Below are 25,363 nucleotides of genomic sequence, written 5' to 3'. Positions count from 1 at the left end.
AACGGCCGCAGCGGCCGTTTGCTTAAAAATGGCACAGTTTTGCCAGGGTCAGGCCCGGGCCCGGTAAATTTTAAAGCGGCCGTTGGCGGCCAGGGTCTCGCAATGACCAAAGCTCTGCTCTATCAATTCCGGGTAGGGTAAAAAGGCATTGGCTACCAGCAGCAGGCTGCCACCCGTCTTGAGGTAATGTCTGGCTTGCTTCAGCAGGGTTTCGGTAGTGCTGTAAAATGTCTTTAACCCGGCATGAAAAGGCGGGTTGCTGATAATACAGTCAAACCGGCCTTCTGTTTCACTCAGGCCATCGGACGGATACACGCTGGCCTGCAGGCCGTTCCTGAGCAGGGTTTGCTGGCTGGCTTCCAGCGCCAGGGCATTGATGTCGATTTGCTCCAGTGCGATGGCCGGATTGCGTTTCAGCAGACTGGCACCAATCACGCCGGCACCACAGCCAAAATCCAGCACCCGGCCGGAAAGCGGCCCGGCATGCTCCAGCAGCAGCCGGGTTCCTGCATCCAGATGCCCGGCACTGAATACGCCGGGCAAGGTGCAGACCGTCAGCTTTTCCTGCTCCAGCCGATATTCTTGAGTCCAGTCGCTCAGCTTGAAGGGCGATGCCGGCTGCGTCAGCTCAGCCTGATACAAGCTGGCCCGGCGGGCGCTGTCGACCTTGGTAACGTGCGTGCAAAAAGGAGCCAGTAACCTGGGGGCCGACTTAACGCCGCCCTTGTTATCGCCGGCAATAAACACGGGAGCTCCAGTGCTCAGCAGGGGCAGGCAGGCTGCCAGCAGATATTCAGCTTCGGCCTTGGCCTTGGGCATAAGCAACAGCAGGCCCTGGGCAGCTTGCTCAGCAGGAGCCTGGCCAAATTCCGGCGTGATTTCAGTGTGGCTGCCCAGCCACTGAAAATAGCGGTAGTCGGTGGTAAATACGCGGGGTGCCGGGCCATGTTCGGCCAGCATCAGGGGCAGTTTGTCTTCCAGCAGGCCGCACACCAGCAGGGGCTGGCGGCAAAGGGTATCCAGGTTGCGGCTCAGCATGTCACTGACAGACGTCAGGGCCTCATACATTCTGTGTTCCTGCAAATTTTTCAAAAACGGCATTATACATGCCATGGCTGCCCTTGACATTTGCCGGTGGTTGGCAAAAGATGCTGAACAAGGTTTTTTCAGGTGTTATTCATGTCAGTGATAGTAAAACGCAAACCAGTTAAACTGCTTAAACACAAAGCAGCCCTCGTTTTTGCGTGACCGACGCCTGATACGTTCAGACCCACTTTTATCAAAACCCCGGCCACGCTTTTTGCGCCCGGGGTTTTTTAATTCAATATTCAATCCTCTGATCAGGAGAAGGAGTTTCCATGTTTCGCGGTTCTTTAGTTGCCCTGCTTACTCCCTTTGACGGTGACCGCATCGATGAAGCGGCGTTACGCCATCTGGTAGACTGGCACATCGAGGAAGGGACTCACGGCATTGTGCCGGTGGGCACCACCGGGGAAAGTCCGACTCTGTCTCACGATGAGCATTGCCGGGTGATTGAAATTGTTTCTGAGCAGGCGGCTGGCCGGGTGCCCGTGATTGCCGGTGCCGGCTCCAACAACCCGGTGGAAGCCATTGACTACAGCGTGTGCGCTCAGAAGGCCGGTGCCAATGCCACGCTGCATGTGGCCGGTTATTACAACCGCCCCAATCAGGATGGCCTGTTCGCTCATTTCAAGATGCTGCACGATGCCACCGAGCTGCCGATCATCGTTTACAACATTCCGCCCCGTGCCGTGGTAGACATCAAGCCGGAAACTCTGGCCCGCATGGCCGAGCTGCCGCGCATTGTGGGGGTAAAAGATGCCACTGGTGATCTGAACCGTCCCTGGGCCGAGCGTCAGCTGATTAAAAAGCCCTTTGCCTGGCTCTCGGGCGAAGACGGCACTGCGGTTTCTTACAATGTGGGTGGTGGTACCGGATGTATCTCGGTCACTGCCAACGTAGCCCCGCGCCTGTGTGCACAGCTGCAGGAACTGACTCTGAACGGTAAGTGGGAACAAGCCCGCGAGTTGCAAGACAAGCTGATGCCGCTGCATCAGGTGCTGTTTGCCGAGCCCAACCCGGCAGGTCCCAAATATGCATTGTCGCTGCTGGGCAAAGCCAGTGAGCATTGCCGGGTGCCGGTGGTGCCGCTGCAGCAAGACACCAAGGCCCGTATTCGCCGGGTAATGGAAGAGCTGGAACTGATATAAAAAATGGCCGCGCAAGCGGCCATTTTTTTGTGCTACTCAGGGTGCTTACTGATCGTCACCCTGGTTGTCGTTGCCATGATGATGATCATCTCGGTGGCCGTGATGATCATGGTGATTGTCATAGCGGGGACGACGGGGTTTGTTGATGATGACACCGGAACGCGGCGGGCGACGGCTGGCCGGCGAAATGGTGGAAATCTTGGCCTTGTAGATCAGCTGCTGCTGGCCGCGGGGATCAGACAGCAGAATGCTGTATTGGTCAAAGGCACTGATCATCCCTTCAAGTTTGATACCATTGGTCAGAAAAATGGCGCAGTGGGTCTGGTTTTTACGTAACCAGTTCAGTGCCGCATCCTGTCCGTTACCCAATGAAAAGGCTTGCTGCAGCGATTGGGGATTCGATGATGGGGCGGTCATGTCGGTCAGTCCTTTTTGTTATTTTTCAATCTTGATTGTGCTTAATCAACCGCCGGCTTGTCAAAGCAAAGCGTTAATTAAATACAGCTTTGCGACCAGCCTGCCACCTTGCCGGGCGTAGCCTGTCGCCCGGATTATCTGCTTGCCGATAAAGGAGCCTGTGTGAACGCTGCCATATCCGGTACCACCATTATGGTGCTGGCTTGTTTGATTGTCAGTATTGGTCAGTTCAGTCTGGGATTGATTTTTCCTGTGTTGCCCGGCATCAGCCGTGCACTGGCTGAAGATCCCGAGCGGGTACAGTGGCTGGTTTCAGCCTATTTGTTTGCCTTTGGTCCGGTGCAACTGCTTTATGGCCCGCTCAGCGATGCCTATGGCCGCCGGCCCGTATTGCTGGCCGGGCTGGCACTAGCACTGGCCGGCGTTGCCTTGTGCATGCTGCCGGATGCCAGCTTTGAATGGCTGCTGGCAGGGCGTTTGCTGCAGGGGCTGGGAGCGGGGTGTGCCGCCGTGGTGTCCAGAGCCATGCTGCGCGACAGCTTTGAAGGAGCGGCGCTGCGTAATGCACTGTCTTACATCGCCATGGCCGCCGCCATTACGCCCGTGCTGGCACCGGCACTGGGCGGCATGCTGGGCGATGCTTTTGGCTGGCAGAGTGTGTTTACCGCCATGCTGATTTACCTGTCCCTGCTCTGGCTTATTTTACTGGCGCGGTTTCAGGAAACCCATCAGGGTGAGCCGCTCAGCCTGGCCCCCGGGCCTATTATGCGCGGTTACCTCAGTTTGCTGGGGCAACGCCATTTTCTGGGGCATGGTGGCATGCTCTGGGGGCAGTTCGCGTTGATGATGACGTCAGTTTCTGTGCTGCCCTATGTGATGCAGCATCAGATAGGCATGAGTGCAGCTGAATATGGCCGCTGGGCACTGCTGCCGGCATTGGGGCTGCTGCTTGGCGGCATTATTAATAACCGTATTCAGTTCTGGGTGCGAGCCGAGCAGGTGCTGCGCATCAGTCCCTTTATTCAGCTGGCTGCAGGGGCCTGGATAATGCTGATGCCCCTTGAGCCCTGGCTGATGGTAACCGGCGTTTTTATTCAGGCGCTGGGCAATGGCATGGCCTTTCCCAATGCCATGAGCCGGCTACTGGAGCCTTATCGCAAGGGGGCCGGTTCGGCAGCAGCACTGTCCGGTGCCATGCAAATGCTCACTGCCAGTGTGCTGACTGCCGTGCTGGCGCAACTGGGAGTAGACACGGCTTTTACGCTCGGGCTTTGCGTTATGCTGGGGGCGGTAATGCTGAAGCTGCTGTCGGTGTTTGCCGTGGGGCGGTTTTAACCCGGGCATTAAAAAGCCGCGCCCTTGGGCGCGGCTTTGGAATTCTTTGTTAACGCAGACTCTTACAGAGGAACTACGTTTTCAGCCTGAGGACCTTTCTGGCCTTGGGCTACAGTGAACTCTACGGACTGACCTTCAGCCAGGGTCTTGAAGCCCGAGGTCTGGATGGCGCTGAAGTGTACGAATACGTCAGGGCCTTGCTCTTGCTCGATGAAACCGAAACCTTTGGCTTCATTGAAGAACTTTACTTTACCTTTAACAGTGTTAGACATACCTAAATCCTGTAAACAAACTTGCTAGAATAATCGACTTCAAAAACACAACCTTTACTTATGAAATACAGGACGAGGTACTACTAGGAACTTCGTAATGAACATAAATTCAGCGGTATCCTTAAAGTCGAATTTACTCTAACCGGTTACCTGATGGTGGTCAACAGGTATTTTTGTGAGCCATGACGCGTTAACCCGACTTTTCTGTCAGCAGCGCCAATAAAGGGCTGGGTGAGTCTTTTGGGGTGCCGGATCCTCATCTTCCCCATGACAAATCAGCCCGGAACAGTAGCTCCAGACGCAGGGTAACACCAAACTCGGCATCGTAATCCTGCTCCCGGGGAAAATGCAGCTCGGGAATAAAATCCACGAACAGCACTTCTTTATGCAGGTTGCGCCGATAGTGGCTGAGCAGGTAGTAATCGTGCAGCCTGGGGTTTGAAGCACTGCGGCCCACCGCCACGGCGGCATAGCGCATAGCGCTGCGGCTGCCCAGCAGCTGGTTAAGCTCAACGCCTTCGGAATATTCCAGGGTGTCGATTTCTTCCTGCCACTGCACATTGGTAATAAAGCGCAGATGGTAAATATCGCTCAGTGGCCGGCCCAGATCCCAGCGGCTGCGGGCAGAATAACCTTCTTCGTTAAACCATGATGCCCGGTTCCAGCTGTCCAGTACCCAGGGGCCTTCATTCAGCTGCCACTGACGCTCTCCGGTTAAACGAACATAAGGGTCAAGAGGCAGTTTAATTTTAACCCCGGCTCCGGCATCAAAGCGCCATCGTTCGCGTTTGTCGCGGTTGCTGAGCCGGCGCAGGCCGATAAGAAAGTTGTCACTGTCGAAGTCGTTGTTGTTTCTGGCGGTATTGGCACCCTGTTGCGCCAGTGTGCCCTGGGTTTCTTCAGGATCACTTTCGATCAGAATACGCAGCCGCTCTTCCGTGGTGGGCAGGTCAAGGCGCAGCTTGAGTTTGGTTTCTGAACCAAAGTCATCTTGTTCATGCCAGGAAAATTCCTGACTGAAACGCAGGTAAGAGCCATTCTCAATGGTCAGGCTGTCGTCATCACCAAAAAAATTGTCGATGTTGCGGGCGCTGTTATCGAGCCAGTCGGTCACGCTGTCGTGCATGGGAGTGATTTTATCTACCACCCACAGCGGCAAGTCGCTGTCGTCTGTCTCTTGTGAAGAGGCGATACCGGGAAGTAACAGCAGGGCGGTAAGCAGAAACAGTTTGTTCTTCATGGCATCATCCTTTTTGCCGTTTCATCACTAAGCTTAGAAAGCTACCTTGAGTTATACCATGTTTACCGTGCCAATATTGCCACTCACAGACATAAAAATGGCCGGTAATGACCGGCCAGATTACATGTATCCTGACAGCGCTGCATCAGAAGTGGATTTCAGCCCCTACAAAGCCGCCGTCAAAGTCGAGTTTGGCATCAATGTTATCAAGATCATCCAGTTGCACAGACATGGCGCGATAGCCGGCGTGCAGGTTGATATTCACGGCCACAGTGTCAATCAGGTTATAACCCACACCGGCCTGATAATCGGCTATCTCATGACCATCCAGGGTCAGGTAATTCACCTCGCCAAACACCGACAAACCAGTCAGGGGGAGGGCTGCTTCTGCCTTGAGGTAGCCAAGGGGCAGGGGAGCACTCAGTTTTTCACTGGAGGCGTTGCCGCGGGCATCCCTGACATTGATATCGCCATCCAGGTATTTGATGTTGGCACCCAGATCGATGCTGAACAGGTCGTTATCAAATATTTCATAGTAGAGAATAAAGTCGGTATTGGTCACATCAAAAGAGGTGCTGAGTGACGAACCGGCGGCGTAGTCGGTGCCACCAAAACTGAACTGGCCAGACACCATGGTATTACCATTGGCGGCAAGATCGTTGTGACGGATTTTTACGTTAGGCAGCAGCGGCACCGGGTGCTCCACAGCCACATAAAAAACGCCCTGAGTATTTTCATCAAATGCAAAGTCGGCTCTGGTGTTGGTGCTGCCAAAGTTACCGCTGGTGTCCACCTGCCAGGCTTGTGCGCCGGCATACAGGCCCATTACATCGGCACCGGCCTGGGTGCTGACAAAACTGGCGGTCAGGGCCAGTGCCCAAACTGTTTTTTTCATTGAGAGTTTCCTGTGCTGCGGGCCATGAGAGATAACGCTAGATACAAAAAAGCCCCGCTTTCGCGAGGCTTTAAAGATGGTGCCCAGAGGCGGAATCGAACCACCGACACGGGGATTTTCAATCCCCTGCTCTACCGACTGAGCTATCTGGGCGTTGGTGTTTTGATATAGCACCGAAAATGGTGCCCAGAGACAGAATCGAACTGCCGACACGGGGATTTTCAATCCCCTGCTCTACCGACTGAGCTATCTGGGCGTTGGTGTTTTGATATGGCACCGAAAAATGGTGCCCAGAGGCGGAATCGAACCACCGACACGGGGATTTTCAATCCCCTGCTCTACCGACTGAGCTATCTGGGCAACGGGGCGTCATTTAAATCGATCGCCCCAGGCAAGTCAACCGCTTTTTCTGTTGCTTGTGTGCGTTCGCTCAAGGCTTGAGCAAAGCGGTTGTTTAACTCGCAGATGGGGGAGTGTAGCCCTCAATATTGACGTCGGCACCTTCAAACAGGTAGGCCACCATTTCCTGCTCCAGCAGCTGGCGGTGCTCGGCGTTCATCATGTTCAGCTTTTTCTCGTTGATCAGCATGGTCTGTTTTTTCTGCCACTCAGCCCAGGCTTCCTTGGAAATATTGTCGTAAATGCGTTTGCCGAGTTCACCCGGGTACATCTGAAAGTCCAGACCTTCGGCTTCCTTGTTCAAACGCTGGCAAAAAATGGTTCGGCTCATGGGGTCCTCTTGTGCAGTTGCGGGTAGGCAAGCAGCTTTTTGGTCGCCGCTGCCAGACCTACCGGTGCCGGTTGGTGCAAGTTATACCAAAGACGCTGGTCACTCGCCATGACCTCGTCGGGAATGCGCGGTAATTGTACCCGCCAGGGGCTGATATCCAGATGAAAATGGCTGAAAGTATGACGAAAGCCGGGCAGAGGCTCGGGCTTGCCGGCCTCGGGAAAGCGGCTCAGCCAGCGCTGCATCTCGCGCTCGTCAGCAAACTCGGGAAAACAATAAAGTCCGCCCCACAGCCCTTGGGGCGGACGCTGCACCAGCAGTAAGTGATCGCCACTTTGCAGCAACACAAAGCAGGCTTGTTTTTCCGGTTGTACCGTTTTTTTGGGCTTGGACTCGGGAAAGGCAGTGGGTGTGCCCAGAGCAAGGGCAACACAGTCGTTGCTTACCGGGCAGCGCTCACAGGCAGGCTTGCTGCGAGTGCAGATGGTGGCCCCCATGTCCATCATGGCCTGGTTATACTGACTCACGCCTGCTGCCGGGGTCAGTTCTGCTACTTTGTCCCAGAGGGCATTTTCTACTTCCTTTTTGCCCGGCCAGCCTTTCTGGCCCAGCCAGCGGGTCAGCACCCGTTTTACATTGCCGTCGAGAATGCCGTGATGCTGGCCGAGCGACAATGACAGCACGGCACCGGCGGTAGAGCGGCCAATGCCGGGCAGGCCCAGCACCTCTTCAAAGCGTTCGGGAAAGTGTCCGTTATAGTGATCGCGAATGACCTGAGCGGCCTTGTGCAGGTTACGGGCCCGGGCGTAATAACCCAGCCCGGTCCAGTGGTGCAGCACTTCGTCCTGCCCGGCATCGGCCAGGCTCTGCACATCGGGGAAACGCGCCATAAAGCGCTGATAGTAAGGAATAACGGTGCTCACCTGAGTTTGCTGCAGCATGATTTCCGAGACCCAGACCCGGTAGGGCGTTTTATTCAGCTGCCAGGGCAGGGTCTTGCGGCCATGCTGGTCATGCCAGGCCAGAATGCGCTCGGCGAAAGGTTGGTTGTTCACAGGTGTCATTTTGTTGTTTGGCATGGCCGAATTCGACCATAAGCCGCACCCGGGCGCAATGCATCTGTTGTTTATGGTTTGTTATTGCGGTGATTTCTGATACAAAAGAAAGGTTTTGTTGGCGCCCGCCACGCGTGGTAATTCAGAGAGACCCCTATGCAGCCGTTTTTTGCCAAGCGCTTTGCCAAGGTAGAGCCTTCCTTTATTCGAGAAATACTCAAAGTTGCCGTCAATCCGGAAGTGATCTCCTTTGCCGGCGGTCTGCCCAATCCGGACTTTTTTCCTAATGAAGCGCTGGAAGTCGCGACTGCCAAGGTGCTGCAGAACAAAAGCAACGGTGCGCTGCAATATGCGGCCACCGAGGGCTTTGGTCCGCTGCGGGAATACATTGCCGAGCGTTACCGCACTCAGCATGGCATGACGGTGAATCCCGATAACATTCTGATCACCAACGGCTCTCAGCAGGCGCTGGACTTGATTGGCAAAGTGCTGGTAGACGAAGGCTCCAAACTGATTATTGAAGAGCCGGGCTACCTGGGTGCCATTCAGGCGCTGTCTGTGTACCAGCCCGAGTTTCAGGGAGTATCGCTGAATGATGACGGTCCGGATCTGAACGAGCTGGATGCCCTGCTGGCCGAGCCTCACTATGCCCGGCTGATGTATGGGGTAACCAACTTTCAGAATCCGTCGGGTCTGAGCTACAGCCTGGAAAAGCGCAAGGCAGTGGCCGAGCGTCTGGTGCAGCACAATGTGCTGATGGTGGAAGACAACCCTTACGGTGAGCTGCGCTTTGAGGGCGAACATCTGCCGCCCATCGCCAAACTGGCACCGGAAAATGTGGTGTTGCTGGGTTCTTTCTCCAAGGTGGTGGTGCCGTCTTTCCGTCTGGGCTGGATGCTGGTGCCCGACTGGCTGCGCCAGAAAATCACCATTGCCAAGCAGGCCTCGGATCTGCACACCAACGGCTTTGCTCAGCAGGTGCTGTACAGTTATCTGCAGGATAACTGCCTGGATGCCCATATTGACCGCATTCGCACCGTTTATGGCCAGCAAAAAAATGCCATGGAGCAGGCGCTGCTGCGCCATTGCCCGGGGCTGGACTTTACCCGCCCGGAAGGCGGCATGTTCCTGTGGCTGCGTCTGCCCGAGCATATCAGCGCCATGGAGCTGTTTAATCTGTCCATCAAGCAAAATGTGGCCTTTGTGCCCGGCCAGCCTTTCTATGTGCGGCCGGATATTCTTAACACGGCCCGCTTCAGCTATTCGGGTTCCGATGCCGCTACCATAGAAGAAGGGATTGGCCGGTTCGGCAGAGTGGTTCGGGAAATGATGTAAGCTCGATAAAGAGGCCGCAAGGCCTCTTTTACATGGAGGGCAGGGCGGGGGGGCTGTGCTTGACGGTTTTGGTCACGATGTAAGTGTAGTAGCGCTCTATGCCCAGGCTGGCCTCCAGCCAGCTGTCGATCAGCCGCTGATACTGATCGATATCATCACACAGTATTTTGATCACATAATCTACGCCGCCACCGGTGGCGTAGCAGTCGGTCACCTTGTCACAGTCCTGCATGGCCCGCTCAAAACGGCGCATCACATCGGCGCTGTGCCGGCCCAGACTGATTTCTACCAGCACCGCCGTGCGCCCCTGTAACAGACCGGTGTCAATAAAGGCACCATAGCCACGAATAACCCCCGCCTGCTCCAGCCGCTTTACCCGCTCCCAGCAAGGGCTGACCGACAGATTGATGGCCTGAGCCAGGGCCGATTTGGTAATGCGGCCCTGTTGCTGCAGAATTTGCAGGATCTGAATGTCATAACGATCCAGTTGCATTTTGTTGCCTTGTAGCTGGTGATTATTTTTTTACAAACAGCTGGCGCGGATAGTTGCTCAGGGTCTCGGCTCCGTTACTGGTGATCACAATGCTCTCAGTGGTCTCCATGCCCCAGTCGTCCTGCCACAGGCCGGGCATAAAATGAAAAGTCATGCCCGGCTCCAGAATAGTAAAGTCGGTATTGCGCAGGCTCATGCTGCGCTCGCCCCAGTCCGGCGGATAACCCATACCAATAGGATAGCCACAACGGGCACCTTCCCGGTCAAAGCCGTATTTGGCCAGGGTGGCGTTCAGCGCATTGGCAATATCGGCGCAGCGGTTGCCCGGCTGGGCCGCCGCCAGCCCGGCTTCCAGACCGGCGTTGAGCGCTTCTTCCGCGCGCAGAAAGTTATTGGTGGGCCGGCCCAGATAAATGGTGCGCGAGAGTACGCAGTGATAGCGCCGGTGGCAGCCGGCCAGCTCAAAAAAGGTGCCCTGATCCCGGCAAAAGGGCCGGTCGTCCCAGGTGAGGTGGGGGGCAGAGGCATCGGGCCCTGAAGGCAGCATGGGCACCATGGACGGATAGTCGCCATAATGGCCGTCATATCCTTCCATGGCTACCCGGTAAATTTCTGCCACCAGCAGGTTCTTGGGCAGACCCGGCTCTATCATTTCCAGCGCAGCAGCATGCATACGTTCCACAATGCGGGCAGCAATGCGCATATATCTGAGCTCGGCTTCCGACTTGACCGCCCGGCACCAGTTAACCAGATCGGTGGCGTCTATCAGCTCGGTGTCGGGCAGGTTTTCTCGCAGTGCCAGCCAGGCGGCCGGGGTAAAGTAATAGCTGTCCATTTCTACCCCAATACGGCCATAGGTCCACTCATGGGGTTTGAGATACTGGTTGGCCAGATACTCCATGGCGTTCATCGGCGGGTTCATCACGTAATAGTCGGGATACCAGAGAATATTGTCTTCCTGCAGCCAGACGGTGCGGCGGGCACCATTGGCATCCATATGGCGGCCAAACCACATGGGCTCACCGCTCATGCCCACAATGGCCGCCTGAGGCGTATAAAAAGACCAGCCGTCATAGCCGGTGAGCCAGGCAATATTGGCCGGATCGTGCACGATCAGCGTCTGAATATCCTTTTCATACATGGCCGCTCTGACCCTGGCCAGACGCTGCTGATATTCCTCGCGGGAGAAGCTGGGGATCTGTGTATGCATGGCCTGCCCCTGTGATGATTGCACGATAAAGCGCTGATGATCAGGCTTCAGGACTCATCCCAGTACAGTCAGCGAGGGCGTCAGTGTCAACCAGCTACCATTGAAACAGCCTGATTCTGCAAATTGCTTACATTTTTTTGATATTTTAATATTTATTTTGTGATCTTGATCACGTAAGAGCCGAAGAAGTGGATCATTGTGGTTGCTGTGGTGTTTTTTGAATGTAAAATTTCGGCGCTTACGGAACGACTGGTTAACTTATCTACAAAAATAATAAATAGCAGATAATTACTTTGGCTTTTTCTGAGGATGTAGAAATGAAAGGCTCCCTTTCCGCCCGAATCTTTACCGGGCTTTTTGTCGGTCTGCTGATCGGCAGTGCAATTCAGTATGTGTTTACGGATGTTTCTCTGCTCAATAACGAGCTGGTTGGCCTGGCTGAAGGCCTGGGCGGCATGTTTGTATCATTGATCAAGCTGATGGTGGTGCCGCTGGTCTACATCTCGATTGTGACCGGTATCTGTGAACTGCGTGATGTGGCCAGCTTTGGCCGGCTGGGCAGCCGTACCTTTGGTCTCTATATTATCAACACCATGCTGTCGATTGCCGCTGCCATTCTGGTGGGTGTGATATTTCAGCCCGGCCTGGGTGCCACTTTGCCCCATGGTGCCAGCGGTGCCGTTGAGCTGACCACCACAGAAACTCCGGATCTGGGTGCCATGCTGGTGAACATAGTGCCCAGCAACCCGGTCCAGGCCTTTGCTTCCGGTGATATGCTGCAAATCATTTTTATGGCTATTCTTACCGGCCTGGCCATTCAGGGCCTGGGTGCTACGGCGGCACCGGCAGCCCGTGCGTTTCGTATGGCCAATGAAGTGATGATGAAGCTGGTAGGTCTGGTCATGACCCTGGCACCTTATGGTGTGTTTGCACTGATGATAAGCCTTGGTGCTACCCTCGAAGCCGCCACTCTGATGTCGGTAGCCGGTTATGTGGCCATGGTGGTGATGGTGCTGGCGTTCTGGATTTTGGTGGTATATCCGCTGGCGGTCTGGCTGACCACTGGCATCAAGCCGGGTGTGTTCCGCAAGGCTACCCGAGAGCAGCTGCTGTTCTCCCTGTCCACTGCCAGCTCCAACGCCACCATTCCGGTGACCATGCGTACCCTGACCGAAAAGCTGGGTGTATCCAAGGCGGTAGCCGGTTTTGGTGTGCCCCTGGGTGCCACCATCAATATGTCGGGCTCGGCCATCTACATTACGCTGGCCGCCTTTTTCGCTGCCAACATCTCCGGTACGCCCATTCCCATGGGTGATCTGCTGACCGTGGGCATTACCGTGCTGCTGATGTCGGTGGGTGTGGGCGGTGTGCCCGGCGGTGCTGTAGTCATGGCCGGTGTGTTGCTGCATCAGATGGGCCTGCCGGTGGAAGCCATGGCCATTGTGATGGCAGTAGACCGCATTAACGATATGTTCTGTACCTCTTCCAATGTGGTGGGTGACACTGCCGTGAACACCATAGTAGCCAGAATGGAAGGCAATCCGGACAGCATCGATGACGATGTAACCGAGCCGGTTCGCAGCAAGTAACCAGCAGAAAAACAAAAAACCGCCGGCAGGCGGTTTTTTTATATCAGCAGCTATGAGCAGTGGGGTTGGGTACCGGAAAAATCCGGTCGTAAGCCAGGTTATACACAAAGGTGTAGGTCAGATAAAAGCAGGACATGGCAATGTCCATAATAAAGGCATCCCACAGGCTGATGTTCAGATGCCAGGCAATCATCGGCAAAAACAGCAACAGCAGGCCGCTCTCAAACAGCAGGGCGTGGAGCACGCGAATGGGGGTGGTTTTGCGCACGTCGCCGCGCAGTTTCAGCATGCCGTGATCAAACAGAACGTTGTAGAAATAGTTCCAGACGGTGGCAATTACAGAGCCCACCAGTGCCATTAATCCCAGCTCAAACAGATCGTAATTAAATACCAGACTGGCGAGGGGGGCAAAAATCAGCAGACCGATAATCTCAAAGCCCAGGGCATGTCGAATTCGATCTTTGGTGGTACGCATTATGTCTCCTTGCTTGATGACAATTGGCTGCCGTCAGTTTAACTGACGGCAGCTGAAGTAAAACCGGCTCAGTCTTCCAGCTGATAGGGCAGGGGCTGCAGTTGCAGCCGGCTGTCGGGTTGATCCTTGAAGCGCAGCACGCTGTCGGCATCCAGATCCTTGTTCAGCACAGAGGTCAGCACACACTGATTGTTTTGCTGGCACACACTGAGCACAGTACCGGCGCGCCGCCAGTTTTCTCCCAGCTGCAGTTCCAGATCCTGATTAACCGTCACCTGAGCGGTAGCCGTGCCCTGCAGAATAAACATGGCTTTCTTATTGGCTCCGCGATATTTGGCTCTGGCAACGGTTTCCTGCCCCATATAACAGCCTTTGGTAAAACTGATGCCGCCAATCGCCTGCAGGTTGAGCATCTGAGGTATATAGTCGCCCTGATGCTCGGCGCTCATATCCGGCAGACCGGCCTGGATCATCAGCCCTTGCCACTCCTGCTCTTCGCCTGTGGGCAAGTCGGGAAGCGTGGCGTCTTTGGGCAGCACCAGCAGGGCATGCTCGGCGGCTACCGGAATAATGACACCACCCTGCCACAGATTACCGTCACCTGCTTCGTGGCTCAGCCAGTGTGACAGGCCTTCACCGGCCAGGCCAAATACTTGCCATTGCGCACTGGCGTCTTCAATATCGGTTTTGGCAAATACCGCAAACTTTTTCAGCTCCGGCAGCTGACGCGCTACCAGCGAGCTGTTCAGCACCAGCAGCAGCTGTTCGCCCTGGTTGGCCAGCCAGAAAGAGGCCCACAGTTTGCCTTTGCTGTCACAATGGCCGCCGGCGCAGGCATCGCCTTCTGCCAGTGAGGTCACGTCGCAGGTTACCTGGCCCTGCAGATATTTGACCCGCTCTTCGCCGGTCAGACTGATCACGGCTCTGTCGGTCAGGGGATAAAGTTTGGGGGAGGAAGGGATGGTAAACACGGGAATACCCTCTGTTTCATTCTTAAAGTGTGACCCTCATGGTAAAGACGGCCAAGTTATTTGTCAGTATTCATTCGACCTTATAACATAAGCTTTGTTTTGCTAGATGGAAGCCGACATGCTCACAACCTCTGAAAAACCCCGCCTTGTCTGGGCATGCCGCCGCGGCATGCTGGAGCTGGACGTGATTCTGGGCCCCTTTGTGGAGCACGAGTACGACGCTCTTGACGAAACTCAGAAGGCTACCTTCTGCCGGTTACTGGAATGTGATGATCCGGACTTGTTCGCCTGGTTTATGGGGCATGAGCGTTCACAGGATGCAGCGCTGCAGGCCATGGTGAGTTACATTCTTGAGCGCAACCAGATTCGTAATCAACGCTGAGCCGTCATGGCTGCTCCGGCTTTATTTGCTGGGGCTGGCGCTGTGCCTGTGGCTTCCGGCTTCGCTGCTGTTGAGTACCGACCGGCTGCTCTGGTTTGCGCCTGTGTGGTTACTGGCGGTAATCATAATGTGGCAGCGCGCCCGGCACTACCGGCCACGGGGTGAGTTTAATGCCGGTATTATTACTCTCGACGGCCGCCGTGGTGAGCTGTCGCGTTTCAGCCGGGCCGGTCCCGGCTTTTTGCTGCTGATATTACAGCAAGATCCCTGGCCGCCCTTGTGGATATTTCAGGATGCCGTGCCCGATGCAGTTTACCGGCGTCTGGCACGGCAGCTGTTTTATCAGGGCTGACGCGGGCGATAGTTGGCCGGGCTGAGTACCGTCGGAGCCGGATTATCGAGCTGGCCGGGGTAGTCCAGGGTGTAATGCAGTCCGCGTGACTCTTTGCGTTCCATGGCCGACAGCACAATCAGCTCTGCTACCTGCACCAGATTGCGCAGCTCAAGCAGATTATTACTGACCCGAAAGTTGGCGTAATATTCCTGAATTTCCTGTTGTAGCAACTCAATGCGACGCTTGGCCCGCTCCAGACGTTTGTTGGAGCGTACTATGCCCACATAGTCCCACATAAACAGTCGCAACTCGTGCCAGTTATGGTGAATAACCACTTCTTCATCCGAGTTGGTGACCTGGCTTTCATCCCATAGCGGCAGCATGGGCGGCTCGGGAGTCGTGGCAAGGCTTGCCAGCATATGCTCACCGGCAGCACGGGCAAACACGATGCACTCCAGCAGCGAGTTGGAGGCCATGCGGTTGGCACCGTGCAGGCCGGTGTAAGACACTTCGCCAATGGCATAAAGGCCATCGATGTCGGTGCGGCCATGACTGTCGACCATAACACCGCCACAGGTGTAATGAGCGGCAGGCACTACCGGCATGGGCTGCTTGGTGATATCAATGCCCACCTTGAGGCAGCGCTCATAAATAGTGGGAAAGTGCTGCACGATAAAGTCTGCCGGTTTGTGACTGATGTCCAGATACATGCAGTCGGCACCCAGGCGCTTCATCTCATGATCGATGGCTCTGGCCACTATGTCCCGGGGCGCCAGTTCGCCGCGCTCATCAAAATCAGGCATAAAGCGGCTGCCGTCCGGGCGCAGCAGGTGCGCGCCTTCACCGCGCAGGGCCTCGGTCAGCAGAAAGTTGCTGTCGTCCGGATGAAACAGGCTGGTGGGATGAAACTGATTGAACTCCATATTTGCCACCCGGCAACCTGCCCGCCAGGCCATGGCAATGCCGTCACCGGAGCTGACGTCCGGATTTGAGGTGTACTGATAGACTTTTGAAGCACCGCCGGTGGCCATGGCCACAAAGCGGGCACGCACCGTTTCCACCCGCTCCTTATTGCGGTTCCATACATAAGCACCCAGCACCCGGTTGCCGGGTAACCCCAAACGGGCACTGGTGATCAGATCAAGGGCATTGACCCGCTCCAGCACATGAATATTGGGATGGCGCTGTACCTGCTCTATCAGTGTGGTCTGCACTGCCTTGCCGGTCGCATCGGCAGCATGAAAAATGCGTCTGTGGCTGTGGCCGCCTTCCCGGGTGAGGTGATAGCTGGCCTTGCCCTGTTCCAGTTCTTCGGTATCAAAGGGTACGCCCTGGCCAATCAGCCACTGAATGGCGTCGGGTGCATTACGGGCAGTGAACTCCACCACTTGCTTGTCGCACAGGCCGGCACCGGCTATCAGGGTATCGGTAACGTGAGATTCAACACTGTCGGTTTTATCAAAAACAGCGGCGATACCGCCCTGGGCATAGAGAGTAGCACCTTCGGCCAGCGGTCCTTTGCACAGCACATGTACCTGAGCATGGTCAGCCAGCTTTAATGCCAGAGACAGGCCGGCGGCACCGCTGCCAATGATGAGTACGTCGCAGAGGTATTCAACGGGATCCTTCATAAAGTATCATTGGCTCGAAATGGAGAGTCTTTGCATATTATCGCATGTGCGCTTTATGCGCAGCCGTATTTGGCTTTTTGAAATGTCTTCAGAACTTTTTGCCATAACGACAGTCCATGTAAGGTACGCTTGTGACGGGCTGGTGGTCGAGCACCGGAAAAATCGGAGGTTACACGGCTCGTATGAGCGAACATTTGACTGATCAGCAATTGATCGAGCGGGTACAGCGTGGCGATAAAAATGCATTTAACCTGCTGGTAAAAAAATATCAGTATAAAGTGGCGAACCTGGTGTCGCGGTATGTGTCCAATCCCGGAGATGTGCCTGACGTAACTCAGGAGGCATTTATCAAGGCCTACCGGGCATTACCCGGTTTTCGCGGTGACAGTGCCTTTTTTACCTGGCTGTACCGTATTGCGGTAAATACCGCCAAAAATCATCTGGTAACACAGCGTCGGCGACCTCCGGGTGCCGATGTGGACGTTGAAGATGCCGAGTATTATGGCGGCGGTGAGGCGCTCAAGGAGCAGGCTTCACCGGAGCGCCTGATGCTGACAGAGGAAATTCGCCGGGCTGTATATGACACCATAGACAGCCTGCCAGATGACCTTAAAACGGCAATTACCTTGCGAGAGCTGGAAGGGATGAGCTACGAAGATATAGCGAGTGTCATGGAATGCCCGGTGGGCACGGTGCGCTCTCGTATTTTTCGGGCGCGGGAAGCAATAGACAAGCGGGTCAACCCCTTGCTTCGGAGTTAACGGGGAAGTGATATGGCTAACAAAGAGCAAATATCGGCACTGGTAGACGGAGAAATTCAGGACAGGGTGTTACTGGAGGACGTTGCTGGCAACAGGGAGCTGGCTGATACCTTTGGCCGTTATCACCTGTATGGCGATGCGCTGCGTAACGAGTTGCCCAAGCAATTGCCCTTTGATCTGAGCGACAGTATTGCAGCTGCGATTGAGCAGGAGGAAATCCGGACACCGGGCAGCGGCACCGAACAGGCTGAGCACCATAACAAGGTGGTTCGCCCTGTGTTTGGTCTGAGCCGTATCAAGCCGGTACTTCGTCATGCGGGCCAGTTTGCCATTGCGGCCTCCGTATCGGCGGCAGTGATATTTGGTGTGCAGCAATACAGCCAGCCCGATGCGGCTCAGTCACCAGTGCTCAACACGCTGCCCATGAGTGGCGGAGCCTCCCCGGTGAGTCTGAATTACCAGAATGAGCAGCAGCAGCGCCATACCGAACAGCAGCGTCTGGAGCAGGAGCAACGTATCAACGCCCTCTTGATGGATCATGAATTGCAGCAGCGACTGCATCAGCACTGAGGTAGTGGTTTTTGATGATACGCAAACTGGGTGCAACACTGACCCTGCTTTTAGTGACCATTGCTCCGGTCAGAGCGGCAACCGACGCTGACCCCGAGGCTTTGTTGCGTACCATGCAGCAGGCTTATCAGCAGCTTAATTTTGAGCTTACTCTCATTGATTCCGGTATTGGTCCTCCGGAGCCCAAGCGCCTGACCCGCGGACATCTCGACGGTCAGGCGCTGACACACCTGCTTCACCTTAATGGCCGCCCCAGAGAGTTTGTGCAGCGAGACGCTGAAACCAGTTTTTTTGATTATGGTCCCGAGGGTTATACCCTGAAAGACTCCCGGTTACCGGGACTGTTCACGCGTGTGCAGCAGCTGCCGCTGGAACAACTGCTGGATCAGTATGAAGCCGTGATTGCCGGTCGCAACCGTGTGCTGGGACGCACCGCCAATCTGGTACGGCTTTTGCCAAAAACCGAGCACTACTACGGTTATGTGCTTTGGCTGGATCAGCAAACCGGGCTGCTTCTGCGCCTGGATACGCTGGATGAAGACGCGGCTCTGGTGGCTCAGAGCATGGGGGTGGCGCTGGTGCTCAGTGATAAGCCGGCCCCCTTGTTAAAAGAATTGCAGACAGTGAAATTGCCACCGGCCATGCCTTTGGCTGAAGGCCATGCACCTGAGCCAAAGGCTGCATCCTGGCAGGCGGGCTGGCTGCCGGAAGGGTTTAAGATACACAGGCAAAATCGTCATCGTCTGCCACTGACTGAGCAACCGGTGGAATATCTGATGGCTTCAAACGGTATAGTGGATGTTTCCGTGTATGTGGCTGAATCTTCACAGAATGAACCGCGCCAGCAGCTGGTACGCCAGGGGGCAACTCACCTGGTCAGCCTGGTCAATCCGGCCCGCATGGAAGTGACAGTGGTCGGAGACGTACCGGCAGAGACGGCCAGGCGTATTGCCGAGTCGGTAGCACCCCGTTCAGTCAATAACAGCACGCCATGATTGAAGAAATAGCCACAGTAGTGGCAGTACACCCAAATGGCGTGGAAGTCAGCTGCTTCAGTAAGTCGGCCTGTGGTCAGTGCCGGCAAAACAGCACATGCGGCACCGGCCTGGTATCCAAAGCCCTGCCGGGGCGTGATCATCGCTTTGTGATTGCCACCGGACTCACGCTTCAGCCCGGTCAGCAGGTGCGTATCGGTATACCCGAGCACAGCCTGATTACCGGCGCACTGCTGGTCTATTTGTTGCCACTGGTGTTTATGCTGGCCGGCGGCCTGCTGGCGGGGCTGGCCGGAGCCGCCGACAGCGGCTCCATCCTGGGCGCGGCAGCCGGCGGCGGCATGGGTTTCTGGCTGGCTTCATGGCTGGCACGCCGGCGCAGTGGTGATGATCAGCCGGTGATACTGGATACCCTGATACCAACGGTCAGGGCAGCGGATTAGTTGCCCTGAAGCCGACTAAGGATTGGTCACTGTGCCGCTAATCCGGTAGAATCCGCCCTTTATTGTCGCCATTGACTACGGACGCCTTATCGCATCATGAAGCATATTCGTAATTTCTCCGTCATCGCTCACATCGACCACGGCAAATCTACCCTGTCCGATCGCCTGATCCAGGTGTGCGGTGGCCTGACCGACAGGGAAATGCAGCAGCAGGTACTCGACTCCATGGATCTGGAGCGTGAGCGCGGCATTACCATCAAGGCCCAGAGTGTGACCCTGAACTACCAGGCACAGGACGGTAATCAGTATCAGCTGAATTTTATTGATACCCCCGGACACGTGGACTTCTCCTATGAGGTATCCCGCTCACTGGCCGCCTGTGAAGGGGCGCTGCTGGTAGTGGATGCCGGTCAGGGGGTTGAGGCACAGACTCTGGCCAACTGTTATACCGCCCTCGACATGAATCTGGAAGTGGTGCCGGTACTGAACAAGATTGACCTGCCTCAGGCCGAGCCGGAGCGGGTGGCGGAAGAAATTGAGGATATTGTCGGCATCGACGCCCTTGATGCCGTACGCTGCTCCGCCAAAACCGGTCTGGGTGTGGATCAGGTGCTGGAAACCATAGTACAGAAAATTCCGTCTCCGGAAGGAGAGCCCGAGGGGCCGCTGCAGGCGCTGATCATTGACTCCTGGTTCGACCCTTATCTGGGGGTAGTGTCACTGGTGCGCATCAAGCACGGCAATCTGAAAAAGAACGACAAGATCAAGGTAATGAGCACCGGCCAGGTGTGGGGTGTGGATCGCATCGGTATCTTTACGCCCAAGCAAAAAGACACTGACGGCCTTAACTGTGGCGAAGTAGGCTGGGTGGTATGCGGCATCAAGGACATTCACGGTGCGCCCGTGGGTGACACCCTGACCCATGCCAAACACGGGGCCGAGAAGGCGCTGCCGGGCTTTCAGAAAGTGAAGCCGCAGGTTTATGCCGGCCTGTTCCCGATTTCCAGTGATGACTATGAAACCTTCCGCGATGCCCTCGACAAGCTGGCGCTGAACGACGCTTCATTGTTTTATGAGCCGGAAACCTCCAACGCCCTTGGCTTTGGCTTCCGCTGTGGTTTCCTGGGCATGCTGCACATGGAAATTATTCAGGAACGGCTGGAGCGGGAATACGATCTCGACCTGATCACCACGGCACCCACGGTAGTGTATGAAGTGGTCAAGACCGACGGTGACGTCATCTATATCGACAGCCCGTCTCAGCTGCCGGCCATCACCAGCATTGAAGAAATTCACGAGCCCATTGCCGAGTGTAATATTCTGGTGCCGCAGGAATACCTGGGTAACGTCATTACTTTGTGCATCGAAAAACGCGGCGTGCAGACCAATATGGTTTACCACGGCAACCAGGTGGCACTGACCTACGACATTCCCATGGCGGAAGTGGTGCTCGACTTCTTTGATCGCCTGAAGTCCACCAGCCGGGGCTATGCCTCGCTGGATTACGGTTTCAAGCGTTTTGAAGCCGCCGACATGGTGCGCCTCGATATCATGATCAACGGCGACCGCGTGGATGCCCTGGCCATTATTACCCACAAGGAAAATGCCCAGTTCCGTGGTCGTCAGCTGGTGGAAAAAATGCGTGAGCTTATTCCACGGCAGATGTTTGATATTGCCATTCAGGCGGCCATCGGTAACCAGATTATTGCTCGCAGCACCGTAAAAGCGCTGCGTAAAGACGTGACCGCCAAGTGTTATGGCGGCGACGTCAGCCGTAAAAAGAAACTGCTGGCCAAGCAGAAAGAAGGCAAGAAGCGCATGAAGTCGCTGGGCCGGGTTGATATTCCGCAGGATGCCTTCCTCGCCATTCTGCACGTAGGTAAGGACAAGTAACCATGGCAAGTACCTTTGCCCTGATCCTGGTGCTGGTGACCCTGGTCACCGGCATTATCTGGGCCTGTGACAAGTGGATCTGGGCGCCCCGACGGGGGCGCGAGCTGGCCGAGGCGCAACAGAGCCACGGCAACAAGGTGGACGCGGCCGCGCTGGCCAAAGCCGCCGCGGCCCCGGGCTGGATCGAACAGGCCAGGTCAATTTTTCCGGTGATTGCGGCAGTGCTGGTACTGCGATCTTTTATTTATGAGCCGTTTCAGATCCCCTCCGGCTCCATGATGCCCACTCTGCTGGTGGGGGATTTCATTCTGGTGGAGAAGTTTTCCTACGGACTGAAAGAGCCGGTCAGTAACACCACACTTATTCCCACCGGCAAGCCGGAGCGGGGCGATATTGCGGTGTTTAAATATCCGGAAAATCCCCGCATTGATTACATCAAGCGCATTGTGGGGCTGCCCGGTGACCATATCGTTTATCGTGACAAGCAACTCTATATCAAGCCTGCCTGTAACGGTAACGACTGTCCCGGCTATGAACCGGTGCCGCTTACATTTAAGCAAAGTGGTGAGTTTACCCAAATGGGAATTCCGCTGGCCCGTTATCAGGAAAACCTGACAGAGCGGCCGCATGACACCCTGCAAAACCCGCTGCTGCCGGACAGAGTATCCATGTATTATCGCCAGCCTGGTACAGCGATAAACGAGTGGATAGTACCGGAAGGGCACTATTTTGCTCTGGGTGATAACAGAGACAACAGCACCGACAGCCGGTTCTGGGGCTTTGTACCCGAAGGCAATCTGGTGGGTAAGGCGGTTGCTATCTGGATAAGCTTTGAGTTTGAACGCAACGCCGACAGCTGGCTGCCCGCCTGGGTGCCCAGTGATGTGCGTTTCAGCCGAATAGGCGCAATTCATTAATGAAAAAACTGAACAATCTGCAAAACAAGCTGGGCCATACCTTTAATGACGAGGCTCTGCTGGTAAGGGCGCTGACTCACCGCAGCGCCGGCTCCCGCCACAATGAGCGGCTGGAGTTTCTGGGCGATTCCATTCTCAGCATGGTGATTGCCGATGCCCTGTTTCATCGCTTTCCCAAGGTCAATGAAGGCGACATGTCACGCATGCGCGCCACCCTGGTGCGGGAAAAAACCCTGGCCGAGCTGGCGCGGGCTTTTGAGCTGGGCGAATACCTTATTCTTGGTCCCGGAGAGCTGAAAAGCGGCGGTTATCGCCGTGAGTCGATTCTGGCCGATGCGGTGGAGGCGCTGATTGGTGCGGTTTATCTCGACAGCGGCATCGACAGCGTTACTCAGCTGCTGCTGAGCTGGTATGACCGCCGGCTGAACGATATTCAGCCCGGCGTGGAGCAGAAAGATCCCAAAACGCGGCTGCAGGAGCTGCTGCAGGGCAAGCGCAAGCCATTGCCGACTTATGAAGTAGTAAATGTCATAGGCGAAGCCCATAATCAGAAATTTACCGTGCACTGTGTGGTGGATGGCCTGGCCGACCCTGTGGTGGGTATTGGAACCAGCCGCCGCAAGGCAGAGCAGGCGGCGGCCGAGCAGGCCCTGGAAACCTTGTTATGACAGAACAACAGCAAACCTATTGCGGCTTTGTGGCCATTGTCGGCCGTCCCAACGTGGGCAAATCCACCCTGTTGAACCGGCTGCTGGGGCAGAAGGTCAGCATTACCTCGAAAAAGCCGCAGACTACCCGCCACCGCATCATGGGCATAGACACAGACGGCGACTATCAGGTTGTTTATGTGGATACCCCCGGGCTGCATATTGAAGAAAAGCGCGCCATTAACCGGTTGATGAACCGGGCTGCCACCAGCTCACTGGGCGATGTGGAAATGGTGGTCTTTGTGGTGGACGGCACCCAGTGGACCAAAGATGACGACATGGTGCTGAACAAACTGCGGCGCATGAGCTGTCCTGTGGTGCTGGCCATCAATAAAATCGACAACGTCGACAGCAAGGAAGCCCTGCTGCCGCACATGCAGTGGCTGGCCCAGCAAATGGACTTTGCCGACATAGTGCCGATTTCAGCAGAAAAGGGCACCAATGTAGACACCATCGCCAAATTGGCCCGGTCCCGGCTTAAGCCTTCTCTGCATTATTTTCCGGAAGACTACATCACCGATCGCTCTTCCCGCTTTATGGCGGCGGAAATCATTCGTGAAAAGCTGATGCGCTTTACCGGTGACGAGCTGCCTTATTCGATTACTGTAGAGATCGAGCGCTATCAGGTGGATGAAAAGGGCGTGGTGCATATTAATGGTCTGATCCTGGTAGAGCGCAGCGGCCAGAAGCGTATGGTCATCGGTAACAAGGGCGAAAAACTGCGTACCATAGGCACCGAAGCCCGGCTCGATCTGGAGCGGCTGCTGGAGCAAAAGGTGTATCTGGAGCTGTGGGTCAAGGTTAAATCCGGCTGGGCCGATGACGAGCGCGCCTTGCGCAGCCTGGGTTACGGCGACGACTGATCATGGCGCATGCCGCCTTTGTTATTCACAGCCGCCCCTACCGGGAAACCAGCCAGCTGGTGGAAGTGTTCACCCGTGAGCAGGGGCGGCAGAGTCTGGTGGCCCGGGGCAGCCGTCAGCCCCGCTCACCGTTAAAAGGGCTGCTGCAGCCCTTTGTCCCCTTGCGTCTTACCTTTGGCGGCAAGGGCGATCTGAAAACCCTCTACAGTGCCGAAGCCACGGCACCGGCCATTCGGCTGGCAGGACCGGCGCTGTACAGTGGTCTTTATCTGAACGAGCTCATTTACTACCTGCTTGAAGTACAAACTCCCTTTGATGAGGTGTTTGATGTTTATGTGGAAACTCTGCAAAAGCTGACGGTCGGCAGTGTCCTTGAGCCCTGTTTGCGCCATTTTGAGTTTTATATGCTGAGTGTGCTCGGTTATGGCGTGGATTTTACTCAGGATGCCGAGACGGGAGCAGCGGTTTCAGCCTCGGGCTGGTATGCTTACCGGCCGGAAGCCGGTTTCGTGGCGCTGAGCAAGGCCGAGCCCGGTGCCTACCGGGGTGACTGGTTATATGATTTGGCCGAACTCAGGCTGGAGTCGCCGGAGGTGCTGAACGCTGCCAAACGCTTCAGCCGCACCGCGCTGGCCCCTTATCTGGAAGGACGAGTGCTGAAAAGCCGGGCCCTGTTTATCAAAGGAAAGAGAGGAAATTCCAGTGAGTGAACTGTATTTGGGTGTGAATATTGACCATATTGCCACGCTGCGTAACGCCCGGGGCACCAGTTATCCTGATCCGGTACATGCCGCCGCCATTGCCGAGCAGGCCGGTGCTGACGGTATTACCGTGCACCTGCGGGAAGACCGCCGCCATATCATCGATCGTGATGTCGAGATTCTGGCACAGACCATTGAAACCAGAATGAACCTGGAAATGGCGGTGACCGACGAGATGATTGATATTGCCTGTCGCATCAAGCCGGCTTTTGTGTGCCTGGTACCGGAAAAGCGGGAAGAGGTCACCACAGAGGGCGGTCTGGATGTGGCTGGTCAGCCGGAAAAAATCACTGAGGCGGTGGCCCGGCTGCAAGCTGCGGGCATTAAGGTGTCTTTGTTTATTGATGCCGACCGGGCTCAGATAGATGCGGCCGTCGCCACTGGCGCACCCTATATAGAAATACATACCGGGCGTTACGCTGATGCTGCCGACGAGGCCGAACAGCTGGCCGAGCTCAAGCGTATCGCGGCATCAGCTTCCTATGCCCATGACGCCGGCCTTAAGGTGAACGGCGGCCACGGCCTGCATTACCACAACGTCAAGCCCATTGCCGCCATTCCGGAAATGCTGGAGCTGAATATCGGCCACGCCATTATTGCCCGGGCCGCCTTTGACGGTCTGGAAAAGGCAGTGCGCGACATGAAGCGCCTGCTGCGCGAAGCCCGCCAGGGCATTTGAGCTGTAAGCCGTAAGCTGTCAGCGGTAAGAAAAACCCGGTGGACTGGCCCGAGAAAAGTAGACACCTTCATTTAATGAGAAGGTGTTATGAAATACAAACCCCGCCGTCGCTTTAGCGACACATTCAAACGTGAGGCCGTCGAGGCCTCGCTGTCTACCACCGAGACACAAGCTCAGTT

Annotated in this window: 28 protein-coding genes and 3 tRNA genes; 16 read left to right on the top strand and 15 right to left on the bottom strand. The window is 55.7% G+C overall.

The window, feature by feature from the left end; all coding sequences use genetic code 11:
* Positions 1-48 precede the first annotated feature (48 nt).
* Positions 49-1,068, bottom strand: coding sequence for a 16S rRNA (guanine(1207)-N(2))-methyltransferase RsmC (rsmC, locus tag R0I78_RS02755; protein WP_317074221.1), 1,020 nt, complete (start codon positions 1,066-1,068; stop codon positions 49-51).
* 290 nt (positions 1,069-1,358) lie between these two features.
* On the opposite strand from rsmC, the gene dapA reads away from it, so the two are divergent.
* Complete coding sequence (dapA, locus tag R0I78_RS02750; RefSeq protein ID WP_317074220.1) at positions 1,359-2,231, top strand: 4-hydroxy-tetrahydrodipicolinate synthase; 873 nt, start codon at positions 1,359-1,361, stop codon at positions 2,229-2,231.
* 45 nt (positions 2,232-2,276) lie between these two features.
* Here dapA and hfq read toward each other — a convergent pair whose 3' ends face one another.
* Entirely contained in the window at positions 2,277-2,648 is a 372-nt protein-coding gene (hfq, locus tag R0I78_RS02745; RefSeq protein ID WP_019934975.1) for an RNA chaperone Hfq, read from the bottom strand.
* Positions 2,649-2,810: 162 nt separating this feature from the next.
* Between hfq and R0I78_RS02740 the strand changes: the two genes are divergently transcribed.
* Entirely contained in the window at positions 2,811-3,983 is a 1,173-nt protein-coding gene (locus tag R0I78_RS02740; RefSeq protein ID WP_317074219.1) for an MFS transporter, read from the top strand.
* Positions 3,984-4,045: 62 nt separating this feature from the next.
* Here R0I78_RS02740 and R0I78_RS02735 read toward each other — a convergent pair whose 3' ends face one another.
* From R0I78_RS02735 to mutY, 8 genes are all read right to left on the bottom strand, one after another.
* A complete protein-coding gene (locus tag R0I78_RS02735; RefSeq protein ID WP_019934973.1) occupies positions 4,046-4,255 on the bottom strand; it encodes a cold-shock protein in 210 nt (69 codons plus the stop codon).
* A gap of 256 nt (positions 4,256-4,511) precedes the next feature.
* On the bottom strand, positions 4,512-5,495 hold the full coding sequence (locus R0I78_RS02730) for a hypothetical protein (protein WP_317074218.1): 984 nt from the start codon (positions 5,493-5,495) through the stop codon (positions 4,512-4,514).
* 145 nt (positions 5,496-5,640) lie between these two features.
* The gene (locus R0I78_RS02725) at positions 5,641-6,390 is read right to left on the bottom strand and encodes a TIGR04219 family outer membrane beta-barrel protein (protein ID WP_317074217.1); all 750 of its coding nucleotides are present in this window, start codon (positions 6,388-6,390) and stop codon (positions 5,641-5,643) included.
* A gap of 77 nt (positions 6,391-6,467) precedes the next feature.
* Positions 6,468-6,543: transfer RNA gene (locus tag R0I78_RS02720), tRNA-Phe, on the bottom strand.
* A 27-nt stretch (positions 6,544-6,570) separates the two neighbouring features.
* Positions 6,571-6,646: transfer RNA gene (locus R0I78_RS02715), tRNA-Phe, on the bottom strand.
* 28 nt (positions 6,647-6,674) lie between these two features.
* A tRNA-Phe gene (locus R0I78_RS02710) sits at positions 6,675-6,750 on the bottom strand.
* A 94-nt stretch (positions 6,751-6,844) separates the two neighbouring features.
* Positions 6,845-7,120: an oxidative damage protection protein gene (locus tag R0I78_RS02705; protein ID WP_317074216.1), complete on the bottom strand. Its 276-nt coding sequence runs from the start codon at positions 7,118-7,120 to the stop codon at positions 6,845-6,847.
* Positions 7,117-8,184: an A/G-specific adenine glycosylase gene (mutY, locus tag R0I78_RS02700; RefSeq protein ID WP_317074240.1), complete on the bottom strand. Its 1,068-nt coding sequence runs from the start codon at positions 8,182-8,184 to the stop codon at positions 7,117-7,119. Before mutY ends, R0I78_RS02705 begins: the two co-directional genes overlap by 4 nt.
* A gap of 147 nt (positions 8,185-8,331) precedes the next feature.
* Between mutY and R0I78_RS02695 the strand changes: the two genes are divergently transcribed.
* Entirely contained in the window at positions 8,332-9,510 is a 1,179-nt protein-coding gene (locus R0I78_RS02695; RefSeq protein ID WP_317074215.1) for a PLP-dependent aminotransferase family protein, read from the top strand.
* Between the two features lie 28 nt (positions 9,511-9,538).
* Here the strand turns inward: R0I78_RS02695 and R0I78_RS02690 are convergent, their stop codons facing one another.
* Together R0I78_RS02690 and R0I78_RS02685 are read right to left on the bottom strand one after the other, a co-directional pair.
* Positions 9,539-10,003 (bottom strand): Lrp/AsnC family transcriptional regulator, encoded by a 465-nt coding sequence (locus R0I78_RS02690; protein WP_317074214.1) that lies wholly within the window; start codon positions 10,001-10,003, stop codon positions 9,539-9,541.
* A gap of 22 nt (positions 10,004-10,025) precedes the next feature.
* Positions 10,026-11,213: a M24 family metallopeptidase gene (locus tag R0I78_RS02685; RefSeq protein ID WP_317074213.1), complete on the bottom strand. Its 1,188-nt coding sequence runs from the start codon at positions 11,211-11,213 to the stop codon at positions 10,026-10,028.
* 317 nt (positions 11,214-11,530) lie between these two features.
* Between R0I78_RS02685 and R0I78_RS02680 the strand changes: the two genes are divergently transcribed.
* Entirely contained in the window at positions 11,531-12,802 is a 1,272-nt protein-coding gene (locus tag R0I78_RS02680) for a dicarboxylate/amino acid:cation symporter (RefSeq protein WP_019934965.1), read from the top strand.
* A 43-nt stretch (positions 12,803-12,845) separates the two neighbouring features.
* Here R0I78_RS02680 and R0I78_RS02675 read toward each other — a convergent pair whose 3' ends face one another.
* Positions 12,846-13,277, bottom strand: coding sequence for a PACE efflux transporter (locus R0I78_RS02675; protein WP_317074212.1), 432 nt, complete (start codon positions 13,275-13,277; stop codon positions 12,846-12,848).
* 68 nt (positions 13,278-13,345) lie between these two features.
* Positions 13,346-14,254 carry a folate-binding Fe/S cluster repair protein gene (locus tag R0I78_RS02670; RefSeq protein WP_317074239.1) on the bottom strand — a complete coding sequence of 303 codons (909 nt, stop codon included), beginning with the start codon at positions 14,252-14,254 and terminating at the stop codon, positions 13,346-13,348.
* A 112-nt stretch (positions 14,255-14,366) separates the two neighbouring features.
* Between R0I78_RS02670 and R0I78_RS02665 the strand changes: the two genes are divergently transcribed.
* Both R0I78_RS02665 and R0I78_RS02660 read left to right on the top strand, forming a co-directional pair.
* Positions 14,367-14,630 (top strand): succinate dehydrogenase assembly factor 2, encoded by a 264-nt coding sequence (locus tag R0I78_RS02665; protein WP_019934961.1) that lies wholly within the window; start codon positions 14,367-14,369, stop codon positions 14,628-14,630.
* Positions 14,599-14,982 (top strand): protein YgfX, encoded by a 384-nt coding sequence (locus R0I78_RS02660; RefSeq protein WP_156816482.1) that lies wholly within the window; start codon positions 14,599-14,601, stop codon positions 14,980-14,982. The genes R0I78_RS02665 and R0I78_RS02660 overlap by 32 nt, the downstream gene beginning before the upstream one ends.
* On the opposite strand, the gene nadB is transcribed toward R0I78_RS02660, so the two are convergent.
* Positions 14,973-16,595 (bottom strand): L-aspartate oxidase, encoded by a 1,623-nt coding sequence (gene nadB / locus R0I78_RS02655; protein ID WP_019934959.1) that lies wholly within the window; start codon positions 16,593-16,595, stop codon positions 14,973-14,975. The genes R0I78_RS02660 and nadB overlap by 10 nt on opposite strands.
* A 182-nt stretch (positions 16,596-16,777) precedes the next feature.
* On the opposite strand from nadB, the gene rpoE reads away from it, so the two are divergent.
* The 10 genes from rpoE (at position 16,778) to pdxJ (ending at position 25,184) form a co-directional block, all read left to right on the top strand.
* Positions 16,778-17,356 carry an RNA polymerase sigma factor RpoE gene (gene rpoE, locus R0I78_RS02650; protein ID WP_019934958.1) on the top strand — a complete coding sequence of 193 codons (579 nt, stop codon included), beginning with the start codon at positions 16,778-16,780 and terminating at the stop codon, positions 17,354-17,356.
* Between the two features lie 12 nt (positions 17,357-17,368).
* On the top strand, positions 17,369-17,926 hold the full coding sequence (locus R0I78_RS02645) for a sigma-E factor negative regulatory protein (protein ID WP_019934957.1): 558 nt from the start codon (positions 17,369-17,371) through the stop codon (positions 17,924-17,926).
* Positions 17,927-17,940: 14 nt separating this feature from the next.
* Positions 17,941-18,921, top strand: a complete 981-nt coding sequence (locus R0I78_RS02640; RefSeq protein ID WP_317074238.1) for a MucB/RseB C-terminal domain-containing protein — start codon at positions 17,941-17,943, stop codon at positions 18,919-18,921.
* Positions 18,918-19,364 carry a SoxR reducing system RseC family protein gene (locus R0I78_RS02635; protein ID WP_019934955.1) on the top strand — a complete coding sequence of 149 codons (447 nt, stop codon included), beginning with the start codon at positions 18,918-18,920 and terminating at the stop codon, positions 19,362-19,364. The genes R0I78_RS02640 and R0I78_RS02635 overlap by 4 nt, the downstream gene beginning before the upstream one ends.
* 96 nt (positions 19,365-19,460) lie before the next feature.
* Positions 19,461-21,257 carry a translation elongation factor 4 gene (gene lepA, locus R0I78_RS02630; protein ID WP_317074211.1) on the top strand — a complete coding sequence of 599 codons (1,797 nt, stop codon included), beginning with the start codon at positions 19,461-19,463 and terminating at the stop codon, positions 21,255-21,257.
* 2 nt (positions 21,258-21,259) lie between these two features.
* Positions 21,260-22,174, top strand: a complete 915-nt coding sequence (lepB, locus tag R0I78_RS02625) for a signal peptidase I (protein WP_019934953.1) — start codon at positions 21,260-21,262, stop codon at positions 22,172-22,174.
* Positions 22,174-22,842, top strand: a complete 669-nt coding sequence (rnc, locus tag R0I78_RS02620; protein ID WP_019934952.1) for a ribonuclease III — start codon at positions 22,174-22,176, stop codon at positions 22,840-22,842. Before lepB ends, rnc begins: the two co-directional genes overlap by 1 nt.
* Positions 22,839-23,744 (top strand): GTPase Era, encoded by a 906-nt coding sequence (gene era, locus R0I78_RS02615; RefSeq protein WP_019934951.1) that lies wholly within the window; start codon positions 22,839-22,841, stop codon positions 23,742-23,744. The genes rnc and era overlap by 4 nt, the downstream gene beginning before the upstream one ends.
* Positions 23,745-23,746: 2 nt before the next feature.
* Positions 23,747-24,454, top strand: coding sequence for a DNA repair protein RecO (recO, locus tag R0I78_RS02610; protein ID WP_317074210.1), 708 nt, complete (start codon positions 23,747-23,749; stop codon positions 24,452-24,454).
* Entirely contained in the window at positions 24,447-25,184 is a 738-nt protein-coding gene (pdxJ, locus tag R0I78_RS02605; RefSeq protein ID WP_019934949.1) for a pyridoxine 5'-phosphate synthase, read from the top strand. Before recO ends, pdxJ begins: the two co-directional genes overlap by 8 nt.
* The last annotated feature ends 179 nt before the right edge of the window (positions 25,185-25,363 follow it).

This window comes from Oceanimonas sp. CAM02 (assembly GCF_032842915.1).
Taxonomy (GTDB): Bacteria; Pseudomonadota; Gammaproteobacteria; order Enterobacterales; family Aeromonadaceae; genus Oceanimonas; species Oceanimonas smirnovii.
Note: the sequence above shows the minus strand (reverse complement) of the source record. Positions and strands in the feature narration are given on the sequence as shown.